We start from the raw sequence: 17,471 nt of genomic DNA on the forward strand, positions 1-17,471 counted from the left end.
TTAAACCTCCTCTGGATTGAGCACTTTACCCAATGTATCACCCGAACTCTTAGCTTGTGCATGGGGTTTAATCACAATATTGGGTTTAGTTAGCTCAGCATTAGGCAAAGGAGCAATATTACGTTCATTACCATAACGTTCACGTAATTTGCCTATCTCGTCAAAATCTAAAGCATGTTGCGGACAAGATTCGACACACACGGGCTTTAATCCTTCGGCAACACGTTCATAACAGCCATCGCATTTTGACATGACACGCTTTTGATGATCATACTGTGGTGCACCATAAGGACAACGCATTTCACAATACCGACACCCGATACACACATCTTGATTGACAACCACTAAGCCATCTTGCTTGCGTTTGTGCATTGCCCCCGTAGGGCAGCCTTGTACGCAAGTCGGCTCATCACAATGGTTACAGGCGATCGACAAATAATAAGTAAATGTATCATTCTGCCAAATTCCAGCTACTTGCTGCCATGCGCCACCACCATATTCATAGACTCGTCGAAAATGCACCCCAAGCGCATTATCTTTCTCGTCTTTACAGCTGACTTGGCAGGTTTTACATCCGGTACATTTGGAAGAATCAATAAAGAATCCATATTGCATTTTCATCATCTCCCTGTGACTTATGATGCCGAAGACATACTGGATATTGGTTTGATATCAACCAAATTGGTATGTTGTGAATTTGATTTTGCCAATACCGAAGGACGCAATGAAGTTAATCGATTGACACACCCCCCAATATCGATACCCACTGCATTGGTTTTTGCCCATAACCCTTGTGGAATGGCAATCACTCCGGGTAATATGCGTGGCGTTACTTTTGCAGGTATATATAATCGACCGCGATCGTTAAAAACTTCGACTAATTGACCATGCTTTATGTGTCTCTGCTGAGCATCAATGGGATTGATCCACAGACTACTGGCAACAGCCTCACGCAATTGAGGGAGATTGCTATAAGACGAGTGGCAATGTCCTTTAATATGAAATCCAATTAACTGTAATGGGTATTTTTCTTGTTTCAGCTTATCTTCGCTTCCTTCAATTGCGGGTAAATAAGCTGGGATAGGATAAAGTTTATCATCCTGCTCAAATTCCCATTCACGCGCAATTTTCGCTAAGGCTTCAGAATAAATTTCAATTTTGCCCGATGGGGTATTTAACGGATGATTAACGGGATCATCGCGAAAAGCTTTTAAAGCAATGTGATTATCACTATCGGCTAATTTACGATCAATAACCCCCATACCGTCTGTTTCGGCAAAAGACGGTAAATCAGGATTTTGTTTGCGCATTCTTTCATAACTATACGCTATCCACTCCTCTTGTGTTCGTCCTTCCGTAAATTTATCTTTAACACCCATTTTTTCAGACAATTCGGTTAGCACATCATAAGCCGGACGATTTTCCCAAAGCGGCTTAATGGCTTGTTGCATACGAATCACGTAGTGATAAGCGCCCGATGCATAGGAATTATTAATTAAATCATGACTTTCCACTGACGACACATCAGGTAATAACAAATCGGCATACCTTGCTGAAGCGGTCATATGCGTATCCCAAACCAAAATAAATTCACATTTTGATTCATCTTGTAAAATCTGATGGGTTCGATTGAGATCGGCATGCTGATTACCAATCACATTGCTTGCATAGCTCCAGATAAACTTGATACCAACATCCAATTTATCTTTACCCAGTATATAAGCATTTTTAGCTGTCATGTTCTGCGGTTCTTCAATCGCTTTAGTCCATAAAAAAAATGGAATACTGGTTTTAATCGGATTTAACAGATTCAGACCAGGAACTGGATAAGTCACGCTTCCGCCCCAAGTTCCGATATTAGTACCTTGTTTGCCAAACTGACCCGTGATAATTGGCAGTATCATAATCGCTCGGGTAGTATGCTCACCATTTTGCCAACGCTGAGCCCCCCAACCTTGAGAAATCCATGCCGCTTTAGCATTGACAATATCTAATGCAAGCTGACGAATTTGTTTAGCAGGAATACCGGTCTTTTTAGCTGCCCATTCAGGGGTTTTAGGCGTTCTGTCATCACCTAATCCAAGAATATAAGATTTAAAATCACTAAAAGGCGGTGCACTATCAGGTAATGAGTCAGCATTCCAGCCTACACAATATTGATTGAGCATTGCATCATCAATTCTATCTTCTTCTAGTAAAGCATAACCGATTGCAGCAACTAAAGCGGCATCCGTTCCAGGAATAATTGGAATCCACTCAGCATTGTAACCCACAACACTTTCACTACGCCTTGGATCAATAATAATCACCCTTGCTTTACTTTGTGATAATGCATTGAATAGCTCGGTCACCTGCCCTCCACCCGACATTCTGGTTTCAGCAATATTTTGTCCAAACATTACCACTAGATCAGAATGTTTAATTTGGTCTATTAACGACTCTTTTGCATTGCCATAAATATAAGGTTGAATAGCGGTTATTTGACCACTTGAATAATCACCATGATAATTAAGGTAACCACCAATCGTACTCAAGAATCGCTTACAAGCACTACGCCCAGAAATATTTGCACCTGTAGTACCTGTACCATATTGATAATAAATAGACTCGTTGCCATATTGATTAATGGTATACTTGAGTTTATTTGCCAATAAAGCGATTGCTTCATTCCATGAAATACGTTTGAATTTACCTTCACCACGCTTACCCACTCGCACCATAGGATATTTTAAACGCTCAGGATCGTAAGTTCGCCAACGTACCGCTCTTCCTCGCAAGCAAGGACGAATTTGATGCAGACCAAAGACAGGATCATTAATTCCGTCTTCCGAAGAAATTTTAGTAATAATATCATTCTTCACATGGACTTTTAGAGGACAGCGACTACCACAGTTAACTAAACAAGCACTATAGACGATTTTTTCCTCATTATCCGAACTGGCAAGACTATCATTGTCATTAACATTAGGTTCTGCGTACACAAATGGGGATTGAATGGTATTGGCTAATGCCGCAACGCTCCCAATTGCTAACGATTTTTGTAAAAAATCTCGTCGGGTTATCTTATTATCTGACTTGCTCATTTTGTTCCCTTATGTCTATTTGGGATTTATTTATCATAATACTTTAGATGGGCTGATAAAATAGAAAACGGCATAAACCGTCTTTTAACTATCAATAAATTAAGGTAATAACAATTATTCTCAATAAATACTTGGTAAAAATACTGAATTTGCTTTTCATTATAAATTTAATTTCATGCATCTTAAAGAAAGATTGGTATAATAAGGTCATTTATTCGAATAAATAGAAAAACTATGTCACAATCTACTTATAACGCTGTTGATATTGAAGTCTTAAAAGGGCTCGATCCTGTTCGTCATCGTCCAGGCATGTATACCGACACGGCTCGCCCAAATCATTTAGGGCAAGAGGTTATCGATAATAGTGTCGATGAAGCAATAGCCGGTCACGCTCGTCAAGTTAAAGTCACGCTTTATGAAGATAATTCATTAGAAGTCATTGATGATGGGCGGGGTATGCCTGTTGATATTCATCCCGAAGAAGGGGTACCAGCGATTGAATTATTACTTTGCCGTTTACACGCTGGCGGTAAATTTTCTAATAAAAATTATCAATTCTCTGGTGGACTTCATGGTGTGGGTATCTCAGTTGTTAATGCGCTATCTAAACGGGTAGAAGTGACCGTTAACCGAGATGGTCAAGTATACCAAATTGCGTTTGAAAATGGCGAAAAAGTCGAAGATCTTCATGTAACTGGTACGTGTGGACGTCGTAACACGGGCACAAAAGTTCACTTTTGGCCAGACGAAAAATATTTTGATTCACCAAGATTTTCAGTACCCCGTTTATCTCATCTACTCAAAGCAAAAGCGGTACTTTGTCCTGGTCTTGAAATTATCTTTAAAGATAAAATTAATAACACCGAACAACGCTGGTGTTATCAAGATGGCTTAAAAGATTACTTAATGGAATCCGTCAGTGGTTACTCACTACTACCGGAAGAGCCATTTACCGGCAGCCATACCGGTGATACAGAAGCCGTTGAATGGGCACTCTTGTGGATGCCGGAAGGTGGCGAACTGTTAACAGAAAGCTATGTTAACTTAATTCCTACTGTGCAAGGGGGTACCCATGTCAATGGTTTACGCCAAGGACTGCTTGATGCAATGCGCGAATTTTGTGAATTTCGTAATTTGTTACCACGTGGCATAAAATTGACGGCTGATGATATTTGGGAACGCTGTGCTTATGTGTTATCAGTAAAAATGCAAGAGCCACAATTTGCAGGACAAACCAAAGAGCGCTTATCATCCAGACAAAGTGCTGCATTTGTATCTGCCATTGTTAAAGACGCCTTTAGCTTGTGGTTAAATCAGCATGTACAAACCGCTGAATTACTGGCTGAAATGGTGATCTCCAGTGCACAACGACGATTAAGAGCTTCAAAAAAAGTTATTCGTAAAAAATTAACTAGCGGTCCGGCATTACCGGGCAAGCTTGCGGACTGTTCATCACAAGACTTAAGCCGAACTGAACTTTTTTTAGTGGAAGGCGATTCCGCAGGTGGCTCAGCTAAACAGGCTCGAGATCGGGAATATCAAGCGATAATGCCATTAAAAGGTAAAATTCTAAACACTTGGGAAGTCTCATCGGATGAAGTCCTTGGTTCTCAAGAAATCCACGATATTTCGGTCGCGATTGGTATTGATCCTGATAGTGATGATTTAAGCCAATTACGATATGGTAAAATCTGTATTTTAGCCGATGCCGATTCTGACGGTTTACACATTGCCACCCTACTTTGTGCGCTATTTGTTCGTCACTTTCGTGCAATGGTCGAACACGGACATGTTTTTGTTGCTATGCCACCATTATATCGTATCGATCTTGGTAAAGAAGTCCATTACGCCTTAGATGAAGAAGAGAAAGAAGGAATTTTAGATCAACTTAAACGGAAAAAAGGCAAACCAAATGTACAACGTTTTAAAGGTCTCGGTGAAATGAATCCACTGCAACTGCGTGAAACAACGATGGATCCGAATACTCGCCGTCTAGTACAGTTATCATTAGATAATTCAGAAGAAACAATGGCGTTAATGGATATGCTACTTGCTAAAAAACGTTCGGAAGATCGCCGTGAATGGTTGCAAGAAAAAGGTGACCAAGTCCAACTTGATGTCTAACATAAAGAATGATTTAGAGGAACAATAATGAGTGAGATAACTCATGACGGAGTAGAAGTTCAGTCGCTACGTACCTTTACAGAAAGCGCTTATTTAAACTACTCTATGTATGTCATTATGGATCGTGCACTACCTTTTATTGGTGACGGTTTAAAACCAGTGCAACGCCGTATTGTTTATGCCATGTCAGAACTAGGGCTTAACGCTCAGGCTAAATTTAAAAAATCAGCGCGTACTGTCGGTGACGTTTTAGGTAAATATCATCCACATGGTGATAGCGCCTGCTATGAAGCAATGGTATTGATGGCACAACCGTTTTCTTACCGTTATCCATTAGTTGACGGACAAGGTAACTGGGGGGCGCCAGATGATCCAAAATCCTTCGCTGCAATGCGTTATACCGAATCACGCCTATCTAAATATGCCGAACTACTATTAGGCGAATTAGGACAAGGTACGGTCGATTATACTCCTAATTTTGACGGTACATTACAAGAACCGAAAATGTTACCGGCAAGATTACCGAATATTCTTTTAAATGGTACTACAGGTATTGCTGTTGGGATGGCGACCGATATCCCACCCCATAATATTCGTGAAGTGGCCAATGCAGCGATTATGCTGGCAGATAATCCGAAAGCTACGCTAAGCGAAGTGATGGCTCACATACAAGGGCCTGACTTTCCAACTGAAGCAGAAATCATCACCCCACCACAAGATATAGAAAAAATCTATAAGACGGGACGTGGCTCAATTCGTATGCGTGCTGTATGGAAAAAAGAAGAAGGTGATATCGTTATCACTGATCTGCCACATCAAGTTTCTGGTGCGAAAATTTTAGAGCAAATTGCCTCACAAATGCGTGCCAAAAAACTACCATTAATTGAAGATTTACGTGATGAATCTGATCATGAGAATCCAACACGACTCGTCATTGTACCTCGCTCTAATCGTGTTGACTTAGAACAGGTCATGAATCACCTATTTGCCACAACCGATCTGGAAAAAAGCTATCGGGTCAATATGAATATGATTGGGCTAGACAATCGCCCATCCGTCAAAGGGTTAGTTGAGATTTTAACTGAATGGTTAGAATATCGTCGTAATACGGTAACCAGACGTTTAAACTATCGTTTAGACAAAGTATTAAAACGCCTTCATATTTTAGATGGTTTACTTATCGCCTTTTTAAATATCGATGAAGTCATTAATATTATTCGCTATGAAGACGATCCTAAAACAGAGTTAATGCAACGGTTTAATTTAACTGAAATCCAATCTGAAGCGATTTTAGAGTTAAAACTTCGCCATTTAGCTAAACTTGAAGAGATGCGTATCAAAGGTGAGCAAAGTGATCTCGCTAAAGAGCGTGATCAGCTTCAAGCATTACTCGGTTCGCCTAGAAAATTGAATAGTTTAATTAAAAAAGAGCTTCAACAAGACGCTGATAAATACGGGGATGAACGCCGTTCTCCGATTGTTGAACGCAGTGAAGCAAAAGCCATTACCGAACAAGAACTAATACCGTCAGAACCGGTGACCATTGTCTTATCTGAAATGGGCTGGGTAAGAGCGGCTAAAGGTCATGATATTGATCCAACGGGACTGAGTTACAAAGCTGGCGATAGTTTTAAAGCGGCCGCAAAAGGGAAAAGTAATCAACCTGTGGTATTTATTGACTCAACAGGCCGTAGCTATGCTATTGAACCCAATACATTACCTTCAGCGCGAGGACAAGGCGAACCACTTACGGGTAAATTAGCATTACCTGCTGGTGCAAGTGTTGAGCATGTTTTGATGTCAGCGAATGACAATCAAAAATTTTTACTTGCCTCAAGTGCGGGGTATGGATTTATATGTCAATTTAGTGATTTAGTCGCACGTAACCGAAACGGTAAAGCCATAATTAATCTACCGAATAATGCGAAAGTACTCACGCCTATTGAAATTTCAAATGATAAAAGCTTACTTTTATCCATTACCCAAGCAGGACGGATGCTTATTTTCCCTGTAAAAGATCTTCCCGAACTGGCAAAAGGCAAAGGAAACAAAATAATCTCATTATCCAATGCAGATGACAGCCTTGCTTATATGATTTTAATTACACCGGAAACATCCATCACCTTATATGTTGGCAAACGCAAACTTACCCTAAATCCTGTTGATTTACAAAAATTTAGGGCAGAACGTGCTCGTAAAGGTAGCGCTTTACCACGTGGACTACAAAAAATAGATCGAATTGAGGTAAACAAATAGTATGTCTTTTATTTGGGCGATTATTACAGGCTTTGTATTAAGCATTGTATTAAAATCGGGATGGGGTTATTTACTTGGATTTTTTGTTGGTCCAATGCTCTATCAAACCCTTTGTAACAAGTTAAACCAGCAAAGAACGCAAACTAATCCAACTTTATATTTAACCATTGTTTTTGAAGTACTTGGTCATCTCAGTAAAGCAAAAGGCGTGGTCACACAAGATGACATCAATCTTGCACGCCATTTTATGGATAGACTACAACTTGATAGCAACAGTCGACGACTTGCGCAAGACTCATTTAATCGAGGTAAAGCTGCGGATTACCCTCTTCGAGCTCGTTTAAAAGAGATATATATTCAATACCGCTTTCGACGTAATGTGTTAAATATTTTTTGTGAACAACTCATTCAAGCGGCACTGGTTGATGGTCATTTAGATGAAAAAGAGTCACAAATATTGTATATTGTGGCAGAAGAATTTAATATTCCTCGTCAACAAATGACCATGTATATTAAAATGATGATGGGAAGCTACCATTTTCGTCAAAATGGTTATCACCAAAATCAATACCAAGATCAGCATTACCAATATCAACAAAATCATCAACATCAGGGCTATCAAGGTCGTTCAGCACAATCAGATCTACAAAATGCATACAAAATTTTAGGTATCGAATCATCAGCCGAAATTACAGAAATAAAAAAAGCATATCGAAAACTAATGAATGAGCATCATCCCGATAAGTTAGTGTCAAAAGGCTTACCTAAAGAGATGCTTGAAGCTGCCAAAAAACGCGCTCAAGAGATTCAAGCTGCTTATGATCTCATAAAAGTATCGCGCGGATTTAAATAGAGACAACAACGATGATGCATTGGCGTTCAATTATTCGAATTGTAGGATTATTGATAACATTATTATCTGTTTTCATGTTATTACCTGCTCTAGTCGCATTAATTTATCGTGATGGCGCTGGTGCGATATTTCTTCGTTCTTTTTTTGCTGCCTTGATTTTAGGCGGCTTATTGTGGTTACCAAATCGACACCAACGTCACGAACTTAACACCCGTGAAGGTTTTTTTATTGTGGTGCTATTTTGGGTTGTGTTAGGCACTATTGGCGCTTTTCCATTTATTTTTGATAATCACATCAATTTAAATTTAACAACAGCATTTTTCGAATCCTTTTCTGGTCTAACAACAACGGGGGCAACCACCATTGTCAAGTTAGACCATTTACCTAAAGCATTACTGTTTTATCGACAATTACTGCAATGGCTTGGCGGAATGGGGATAATCGTGTTAGCGGTTGCTATCCTACCGTTATTGGGTGTTGGGGGGATGCAACTTTATCGTGCTGAAATTCCCGGCCCACAAAAAGACAGTAAAATGCGACCACGTATTGCCGAAACAGCAAAAACCCTTTGGTCTATCTATATTCTACTTACCACACTATGCGCAATCTGCTTGTGGTTTGCAGGCATGAATGTATTTGATGCTATCTCCCACAGCTTTTCAACGATTTCAATGGGGGGATTTTCCACCCATGATGATAATCTGGCTTACTTTAATAGCCCGGCAATCAACTATATTGTTACCCTATTTTTAATCTTATCTGGCTGTAACTTTGCGCTCCATTTTGCCGCATTAAGCGGTTTCTCAATAAAAGTTTACTGGCGAGACCAAGAATTTAGAACCTTTATTTTCATTCTATTGATAATAATTGCCATATGCGCAGTGGTTATCTTTTTCTATAAACCTCATCGCCTTAGTATTGATAAAATCATATTACAAGTCGTGTCCATATCATCGACAGCCGGATTTTCTGTAGATGATATTAATACTTGGCCTTCATCATTACCTATTTTTCTACTTTGTGCCTCGTTCATTGGTGGTTGTGCCGGTTCGACGGGGGGTGGCTTAAAAGTGGTCAGAGTACTACTTTTATTTATGCAAGGTTCGCGTGAGCTAAAACGATTAATTCATCCAAACGCTATCTATACCTTAAAATTAAATCATCGAGTTGTACCTGAACGAATTATCGAATCAGTTTGGGGATTCTTTTCTGCTTATGCTTTAGTTTTTCTAATTAGTTTATTTATCATCATGGCAACAGGCGTTGATGCAACCGACTCTTTTTATATTGTTGCCTCTTCACTCAATAATTTAGGTGTTGGACTTGGTAGTGTCAGTGATAATTTTGCGCATGTCAGTGATGTGGTAAGATGGGTTATGGTTGTCGATATGCTATTTGGACGACTAGAGATATTTACATTATTAGTCCTTTTTACACCAACATTTTGGCGAAGTTAACCTTAAACTCAAACACCCATAAAAATAAAACTTTTTGCCAAATTATGCAAAATTCATAAATATTTTATTGATTATTTAGTCAATTACATAGAAAATTAGAATGCAGCATGTGCTGTGTTTATTAGAGGTAATCACCTGACATATGGAATGGATCATGGATCCTACAATCTGGATTGGTTTATCCACCCTGATTGTACTTGAAATCGTCCTTGGTATTGATAACATTGTTTTTATTGCCATTCTTGCCGAGAAGCTTCCACCACACCAACGCGATAAAGCACGCATCACTGGTCTTGCTTTTGCATTAATTACTCGCATTATTTTATTAATGTTCACCGGTTGGTTAGTCACACTTACGACACCACTATTTACAGCGTTTGGTATTAGTTTCAATGCCCGCCAACTTATTATGTTAGTGGGAGGCATATTTTTACTGTTTAAAGCCACCATGGAACTCAATGAACGTCTTGAAGGTGCAGCTCACGAAGAAGGAAAATCGAAAAAAACCTCACACTTTTGGACTGTCGTTGTTCAAATCGTTATTTTAGATGCCGTGTTTTCTCTCGATTCTGTGATTACGGCAGTCGGTATGGTTGAAAATATTCCTGTCATGATTATTGCCGTTTGTGTGGCAATTTGCATTATGATGGTCGCAAGTAAACCGTTAGCCTATTTTGTCAATTCGCATCCCACCATTGTTATTCTTTGCTTGAGCTTTTTGTTAATGATCGGCTTTAGTTTAGTTGCGGAAGGATTTGGTTTTGCCATTCCAAAAGGCTATTTATATGCCGCTATTGGTTTTTCAATCATGATTGAGTTTTTTAATCAGTTAGCCATATTCAATCGTCGCAAAGCATTGAATAAAAAACCATTGCGAGAACGGACTGCCGAAGCGATCTTACATCTACTGAAAGGCGATGTTGAAGAAGATCCGGATACTCACACAATTGATACGGTGTCAGATAACAATAAAAAAGAATCTGTCTTTAACCATCAAGAACTCAACATGGTTGAACGCGTCCTTGGACTGGCACAGCGATCGGTCAGCAGTATTATGACAGCAAGGTTAGATGTTGATATGGTTAATATCAATGACGACCGTGAAACAATTTTGAAAGAGATTTTTGAAAATCCTCATTCACGATTAGTCGTGACTGATAATGCGTCGATTGATGAACCTTTAGGCATTATTCAAGTTAACGACCTGTTAAAAGATGTTTTGCAAAATAAAGAGCCAATCGATATTAACGCTTTAATTAAGCAACCGCTAATTTTTCCCGAGACGGTATCGTTACTTGTTGCGTTAGAACAATTTAAAAAAGCCAAAACCCATTTTGCTTTTGTGGTTGATGAATTTGGTTCCATGCAAGGCGTGGTTTCAGTCACCGACATCATCGAAACTATCGCTGGCGATTTTCCAACCGAAGAGGAAGAAATTGACGCCAAACATGATATTCAATGTCTGGATGATAATACGTGGATTGCCAATGGCTATATTCCGGTTGAAGAGTTGGTTCGATTTGTCCCAATCCCAATTGATGATAAACGTGAATACCATACTCTTGCAGGATTATTGATGGAAAAAGCACAGCATTTACTTGAAGTCGGTGAGACCATGCAAATAGGTGATTACCTATTTGAAATAGCTGAAATTGAAAGCCATCGTATTTTAAAAGTTAAAATTACTCTGAACAAACTTGATTCAATTTAATGAACCAAGGGCATACTCAATCGTAACTCATTATTAATGAGTTACGATATCTTAAAAAACCATTCAATATTCTTTATCCTCATTAAAAATCCAACATTAGATGTTGAACAATTGGTTTTAAGGATTATTTTCGTTTTCTAACAAAACAATAACAAGTGATTAGATTTGTCTCCATTACGCTATAAACAGATGAGTTAACCAAAAACAGGGAAATACCTATCCTACTATCTATTTAAAGATGCTATAAAATACGCAGATAAATTATGATTAATTTAATCAGGATTTACTATTTCATCATCGCAACTTAATGACTATATGAAATTTACTATTAAAGTCAGTTTTTAATACAGGTATTTATCAATAAAGACTGAGCAGAATAATGCTTGACCTGTTAAAAGAACCAGTAATAATAATGCAGTGAATTTTGTACTGTATAAGCAAGCCAATCACCACAATTGTCACGCTTCACTAATGATAAGCAAAAGTGTGGTTATGGCATTATACAAATATTCATTATTATTAACCTAAACTAGGCCTTAACTTATGAATTCAATATTCGAAAAAATATTTCAATTGAAAGCAAAAAAAACCACCATTGGTACTGAAGTGATTGCAGGATGTACGACATTTCTTACTATGGTCTATATCATCTTTGTTAATCCTTCCATTTTGTCGGCAACAGGCATGGACACCTCAGCAGTATTTGTATTAACCTGTTTAGTAACAGCCTTTGCATCGATTTTAATGGGCATGTTTGCTAATTTACCGATAGCGTTGGCGCCTGCTATGGGACTCAATGTATTTTTTGCCTATGGCATGTGTGGCGCAATGGGCTATTCTTGGCAAGTAGGAATGGGTGCTATATTTTGGGGATCGTTAATCTTTTTTGCATTATCCCTTTTTAAAGTTCGCCATTGGCTAATAGAACATATTCCACAATGTTTACGTGTTGGTATCAGTGCGGGTATTGGACTGTTTATTGCATTTATGGGCTTTCAAAATATGGGGATTGTGGTTAGTTCTCCATCAACATTATTAACCTTAGGCAATATTCTATCTCTTAAAGTCTTATTAGGTTCTCTGGGTTTTTTCATTATTATTATTTTAGCTGCGCGCAACTTCCATGCAGCGGTTTTAATCTCTATTCTCGTGGTCACATTGCTTGCTCTGTGGCTGGATCCTAATATTCATTATGAAGGCGTCGCCTCTATTCCACCAAGTGTTTCAAGCGTAGTCGGTCATGTTGATTTAGCCGGTTCGCTTAATATCGGTATAATGGGCGTGATATTTTCCGTCATGATCGTCAGCTTATTTGATTCATCAGGTACGATTTTAGCCTTGACCGACAAAGCTGGCATTTCAGACGAAAAAGGACGTTTTCCTAAAATGCGTCAAGCATTATTAATTGATAGTTTCAGCTCTTCACTTGGTGGGCTTTTTGGGACTTCATCAGTTCTCACTTACATTGAAAGTTCAGCGGGTATTTCCGTAGGTGGTCGCACCGGTTTAACTGCTGTTGTCGTTGGGATTTTATTTTTAATGATGACATTCTTATCACCTTTAGCGCATTTAGTCCCGACTTATGCAACATCTGGCGCACTAATATTTGTGGGAATCTTAATGGTATCAAGTTTAGTGAAAGTTAACTGGTCTGATTTAACTGACGCAACACCTGCCTTTATTACTGCCTTAATGATGCCTTTTGCTTTCGCCATTACTGAAGGGGTTGCACTTGGTTTTATCTCTTATGTGGTATTAAAAACTTTTACCGGTAAATTTAAAGAACTCAATCTTTGTGTCATCATTTTTGCTGTACTATTTGCACTTAAATTTATCTTTATCGATCATCATTAATCGTCATTCCTCATCAATGCTATTGATGAGGAACCCCTCAATCTTTAACTAATATATCCCCCTTTCAGTTGGCATAAACTTGAAAAAGTGAAACTTTTCATTACTCATTTATTGGGCATTTTCTTACCAATGAATAAAGTCTATGTTCGATAGTTAAATGCGAGCAAAAACTTGACATTATCCTTGTTGAGGTCTAGAATCTTGCGACCCAAAACTTATATATTTAGGTTTTGGTCTACAGTTATTAATTACGTATCTAAAATGCAATTTTAAATTTATTTTAATTAATCAGGAGCTTATTAATGGCAACAATTAATCAGCTGGTACGCAAACCAAGAGCACTTAAGGAAGTTAAAAGTAACGTTCCTGCACTTGAAGCATGCCCGCAAAAACGCGGTGTTTGTACTCGTGTTTACACGACTACACCGAAAAAACCTAACTCAGCATTACGTAAAGTATGCCGTGTACGTTTAACCAACGGTTTTGAAGTTACTTCTTACATCGGTGGTGAAGGTCATAACTTGCAAGAACATAGCGTGATTTTAATCCGCGGTGGTCGTGTTAAAGATTTACCTGGTGTTCGTTATCACACTGTTCGTGGTGCATTAGACTGCGCAGGTGTTAAAGATCGCAAACAAAGCCGTTCTAAATACGGTGTAAAACGACCTAAAGCTTAATGGAACTCCGTTAAGTAAGGCCAAACTATATAATTCCATTTAACTCATTTGAGTTTTGGGTAAACCTGAAAATTTATAACATATAAACGGAGTATTCCAATGCCACGTCGTCATGTTGTCGGTCAAAGAAAAATTCTACCTGATCCGAAATTCGGTTCAGATTTGCTGGCGAAATTTGTAAATATTTTAATGATAGATGGTAAAAAATCTATCGCAGAATCAATCGTATATTCAGCTCTTGATAAATTAGCTGAGCGTAGTGGAAAAGACCACTTAGCAGCTTTCGAAGTTGCACTAGATAACGTAAGACCAACTGTAGAAGTTAAGTCTCGTCGCGTTGGTGGTTCTACATACCAAGTTCCTGTTGAAGTGCGCCCTGTTCGTCGTAATGCACTTGCAATGCGTTGGATTGTAGAAGCTGCTCGTAAACGTGGCGATAAATCAATGGCTCTACGCCTTGCGAATGAACTTATGGATGCTTTTGAAAACAAAGGCACTGCTGTGAAAAAACGCGAAGATGTTCATCGTATGGCTGAGGCTAATAGAGCGTTTGCACACTATCGTTGGTAATCTTTCCACTGGTATTAAGTGGCTTGAAATTAGACTGACAGCACATATCTACTGTCAGTCAACCTAAATGATATTTTATTAAGCAAACGATTCTAAATAGAGGATTAATATGGCTCGTACAACCCCTATAGCACGCTACCGTAATATCGGTATCAGTGCACATATTGACGCAGGTAAAACGACAACTACTGAACGTATTTTGTTTTACACTGGCGTAAGTCACAAAATTGGTGAGGTTCATGATGGCGCAGCTACCATGGACTGGATGGAACAAGAACAAGAACGTGGTATCACTATCACGTCTGCGGCTACAACTGCATTCTGGTCTGGTATGGGACAACAATTTGAACCACACCGTATCAATATCATCGACACCCCGGGACACGTTGACTTCACCATCGAAGTAGAACGTTCTATGCGTGTTCTTGATGGTGCAGTAATGGTTTACTGTGCGGTTGGTGGTGTTCAACCTCAATCAGAAACAGTATGGCGCCAAGCTAACAAATATAAAGTTCCGCGTATCGCATTTGTAAACAAAATGGACCGTATGGGTGCTAACTTCTTACGTGTGGTTGAGCAAATCAAAACACGTTTAGCGGCAGTGCCTGTTCCATTAGTATTACCAATCGGTGCTGAAGAAGGCTTTACTGGTGTTGTTGATTTACTTAAACGTAAAGCAATTAACTGGAATGATGCAGACCAAGGTACAACCTTTACTTATGAAGATGTACCAGCTGATATGGTTGAGCAAGTCGAAGAATGGCGTGCAAACTTAATCGAAGCTGCAGCAGAAGCTAACGAAGAGTTAATGGAAAAATACCTAGGTGGTGATGAGTTAACTGAAGAAGAAGTTAAAAAAGCACTACGTGAACGCGTACTTGCTAACGAAATCATCTTGGTAACATGTGGTAGTGCATTTAAAAATAAAGGCGTTCAGTTCATGCTTGACGCAGTTATTGAGTATTTACCTGCACCAACCGATGTTCCTGCGATTAAAGGTGAATTACAAAATGGTGAACCAGCAGAACGTCATTCAAGTGATGATGAACCATTTGCTGCACTTGCATTTAAAATTGCAACTGACCCATTTGTTGGTAACTTAACCTTCTTCCGCGTTTACTCTGGTGTAGTTAACTCTGGTGACTCAGTACTTAACTCAGTTAAAGATCGTAAAGAACGTTTTGGTCGTATCGTACAGATGCATGCGAACAAACGTGAAGAAATCAAAGAAGTTCGTGCGGGTGACATTGCAGCAGCAATCGGTCTTAAAGATGTCACAACGGGTGATACGCTTTGTGCTGAAAATTCACCAATTATTCTTGAAAGAATGGAATTCCCTGAGCCGGTTATCTCGGTTGCAGTTGAACCAAAAACTAAAGCTGACCAAGAAAAAATGGGTATTGCTTTAGGTCGTTTGGCAAAAGAAGATCCATCATTCCGTGTCTGGACTGATGAAGAATCAAACCAAACTATCATTGCTGGTATGGGTGAATTACATCTTGAAATCATCGTAGACCGTATGAAACGTGAATTTAACGTTGAAGCGAATGTCGGTAAACCTCAAGTTGCTTACCGTGAAACAATTCGTACAACAGTTAAAGACATCGAAGGAAAACATGCAAAACAATCTGGTGGTCGTGGTCAATACGGTCATGTTGTTATCGACATGTATCCATTAGAAGCGGGTGGTGCTGGTTACGAATTTGTTAACGAAATCAAAGGTGGGGTAATTCCGGGTGAATTTATTCCTGCAGTAGATAAAGGTATCCAAGAGCAATTGAAATCAGGGCCTTTAGCTGGCTATCCTGTTGTGGATCTCGGTGTGCGTTTACATTTTGGTTCTTACCATGATGTCGACTCATCCGAAATTGCCTTTAAACTTGCCGCATCAATGGCATTTAAAGAAGGCTTCATGAAAGCTAAACCTGTGCTTTTAGAACCAATTATGAAAGTAGAAGTTGAAACCCCTGAAGATTATATGGGTGACGTTATCGGTGACTTAAACCGTCGTCGTGGTATGATCGAAGGCATGGATGATACTGCAACAGGTAAAACTGTTCGTGCGCAAGTACCTCTTTCAGAAATGTTTGGCTATGCGACAGACCTTCGTTCACAAACACAAGGTCGTGCTTCTTACTCTATGGAGTTCTTGAAGTATAACGAAGCACCTTCAAACATCGTAACAGCAATTATTGAAGCTCGTAAAGCGAAATAATTATTTATATAAATAAAGTAACACTTCCCTACAAAATGAGGGAAGTGATTTAATAAAGGAACATTAAGATGTCTAAAGAAAAATTTGAACGTACAAAACCCCACGTTAACGTTGGTACAATCGGCCACGTTGACCATGGTAAAACAACTTTAACTGCTGCAATTACGTCTGTTCTTGCTAAAAAATACGGCGGACAAGCTCGTGCATTCGATCAAATCGATAACGCACCAGAAGAAAAAGCACGTGGTATTACCATCAATACTTCACACGTTGAATACGACACACCAACTCGTCACTACGCACACGTAGACTGCCCAGGCCATGCTGACTATGTTAAAAACATGATCACTGGTGCAGCGCAAATGGACGGTGCTATCTTAGTAGTAGCAGCAACTGATGGTCCAATGCCACAAACTCGTGAGCACATCCTTTTAGGTCGTCAAGTAGGTGTTCCTTACATCATCGTATTCTTAAACAAATGTGATATGGTTGATGATGAAGAGTTATTAGAATTAGTTGAAATGGAAGTACGTGAACTTCTATCTCAATATGACTTCCCGGGTGATGATACACCAGTTATTCGTGGTTCAGCGTTAAAAGCGTTAGAAGGCGATGCAGCATGGGAAGACAAAATTGTTGAATTAGCGGAAGCGTTAGACACTTATATCCCA

At 39.1% G+C, this 17,471-nt stretch carries 12 protein-coding genes; 10 read left to right on the forward strand and 2 right to left on the reverse strand.

Annotation, left to right across the window (positions count from 1 at the left end):
- Positions 1-621: a DMSO/selenate family reductase complex B subunit gene (locus tag ACKJXD_RS11210; protein WP_430876335.1), complete on the reverse strand. Its 621-nt coding sequence runs from the start codon at positions 619-621 to the stop codon at positions 1-3.
- 14 nt (positions 622-635) lie between these two features.
- Complete coding sequence (locus ACKJXD_RS11215; protein WP_267360599.1) at positions 636-3,083, reverse strand: DMSO/selenate family reductase complex A subunit; 2,448 nt, start codon at positions 3,081-3,083, stop codon at positions 636-638.
- Between the two features lie 234 nt (positions 3,084-3,317).
- Here ACKJXD_RS11215 and parE point away from each other — a divergent pair, with 234 nt between their 5' ends.
- The 10 genes from parE to ACKJXD_RS11265 all read left to right on the forward strand — a co-directional run.
- Positions 3,318-5,207: a DNA topoisomerase IV subunit B gene (gene parE, locus ACKJXD_RS11220; protein WP_065559628.1), complete on the forward strand. Its 1,890-nt coding sequence runs from the start codon at positions 3,318-3,320 to the stop codon at positions 5,205-5,207.
- Between the two features lie 27 nt (positions 5,208-5,234).
- A complete protein-coding gene (gene parC, locus ACKJXD_RS11225; RefSeq protein ID WP_430876332.1) occupies positions 5,235-7,463 on the forward strand; it encodes a DNA topoisomerase IV subunit A in 2,229 nt (742 codons plus the stop codon).
- 1 nt (position 7,464) lies between these two features.
- Positions 7,465-8,316 (forward strand): co-chaperone DjlA, encoded by an 852-nt coding sequence (djlA, locus tag ACKJXD_RS11230; RefSeq protein ID WP_220216063.1) that lies wholly within the window; start codon positions 7,465-7,467, stop codon positions 8,314-8,316.
- A gap of 14 nt (positions 8,317-8,330) precedes the next feature.
- Positions 8,331-9,773 carry a TrkH family potassium uptake protein gene (locus ACKJXD_RS11235; protein WP_430876336.1) on the forward strand — a complete coding sequence of 481 codons (1,443 nt, stop codon included), beginning with the start codon at positions 8,331-8,333 and terminating at the stop codon, positions 9,771-9,773.
- Between the two features lie 142 nt (positions 9,774-9,915).
- Complete coding sequence (locus ACKJXD_RS11240) at positions 9,916-11,484, forward strand: TerC family protein (protein WP_416380149.1); 1,569 nt, start codon at positions 9,916-9,918, stop codon at positions 11,482-11,484.
- A gap of 543 nt (positions 11,485-12,027) precedes the next feature.
- A complete protein-coding gene (locus ACKJXD_RS11245; protein WP_220216065.1) occupies positions 12,028-13,338 on the forward strand; it encodes an NCS2 family permease in 1,311 nt (436 codons plus the stop codon).
- A 302-nt stretch (positions 13,339-13,640) separates the two neighbouring features.
- Positions 13,641-14,015, forward strand: coding sequence for a 30S ribosomal protein S12 (gene rpsL / locus ACKJXD_RS11250; protein WP_025316630.1), 375 nt, complete (start codon positions 13,641-13,643; stop codon positions 14,013-14,015).
- A 99-nt stretch (positions 14,016-14,114) separates the two neighbouring features.
- Positions 14,115-14,585 carry a 30S ribosomal protein S7 gene (gene rpsG, locus ACKJXD_RS11255; protein ID WP_065559623.1) on the forward strand — a complete coding sequence of 157 codons (471 nt, stop codon included), beginning with the start codon at positions 14,115-14,117 and terminating at the stop codon, positions 14,583-14,585.
- 109 nt (positions 14,586-14,694) lie between these two features.
- The gene (fusA, locus tag ACKJXD_RS11260; protein WP_065559622.1) at positions 14,695-16,800 is read left to right on the forward strand and encodes an elongation factor G; all 2,106 of its coding nucleotides are present in this window, start codon (positions 14,695-14,697) and stop codon (positions 16,798-16,800) included.
- 68 nt (positions 16,801-16,868) lie between these two features.
- On the forward strand, positions 16,869-17,471 hold a 603-nt coding region (locus tag ACKJXD_RS11265), incomplete at its 3' end, for a GTP-binding protein (RefSeq protein ID WP_430876333.1).

This window comes from Gilliamella sp. G0441, from assembly GCF_050589305.1.
In the GTDB taxonomy this organism is placed as follows: Bacteria; Pseudomonadota; Gammaproteobacteria; order Enterobacterales; family Orbaceae; genus Gilliamella.

Excerpts from the sequence above, each read along its gene's own strand:
- ACKJXD_RS11235 (WP_430876336.1), top strand. The coding sequence starts at position 8,331 with ATGCATTGGCGTTCAATTATTCGAATTGTAGGATTATTGATAACATTA.
- fusA (WP_065559622.1), top strand. The coding sequence starts at position 14,695 with ATGGCTCGTACAACCCCTATAGCACGCTACCGTAATATCGGTATCAGT.
- rpsL (WP_025316630.1), top strand. The coding sequence starts at position 13,641 with ATGGCAACAATTAATCAGCTGGTACGCAAACCAAGAGCACTTAAGGAA.
- ACKJXD_RS11215 (WP_267360599.1), bottom strand. The coding sequence starts at position 3,083 with ATGAGCAAGTCAGATAATAAGATAACCCGACGAGATTTTTTACAAAAA.
- rpsG (WP_065559623.1), top strand. The coding sequence starts at position 14,115 with ATGCCACGTCGTCATGTTGTCGGTCAAAGAAAAATTCTACCTGATCCG.
- parC (WP_430876332.1), top strand. The coding sequence starts at position 5,235 with ATGAGTGAGATAACTCATGACGGAGTAGAAGTTCAGTCGCTACGTACC.
- ACKJXD_RS11240 (WP_416380149.1), top strand. The coding sequence starts at position 9,916 with ATGGAATGGATCATGGATCCTACAATCTGGATTGGTTTATCCACCCTG.
- djlA (WP_220216063.1), top strand. The coding sequence starts at position 7,465 with ATGTCTTTTATTTGGGCGATTATTACAGGCTTTGTATTAAGCATTGTA.
- ACKJXD_RS11245 (WP_220216065.1), top strand. The coding sequence starts at position 12,028 with ATGAATTCAATATTCGAAAAAATATTTCAATTGAAAGCAAAAAAAACC.
- ACKJXD_RS11210 (WP_430876335.1), bottom strand. The coding sequence starts at position 621 with ATGAAAATGCAATATGGATTCTTTATTGATTCTTCCAAATGTACCGGA.
- parE (WP_065559628.1), top strand. The coding sequence starts at position 3,318 with ATGTCACAATCTACTTATAACGCTGTTGATATTGAAGTCTTAAAAGGG.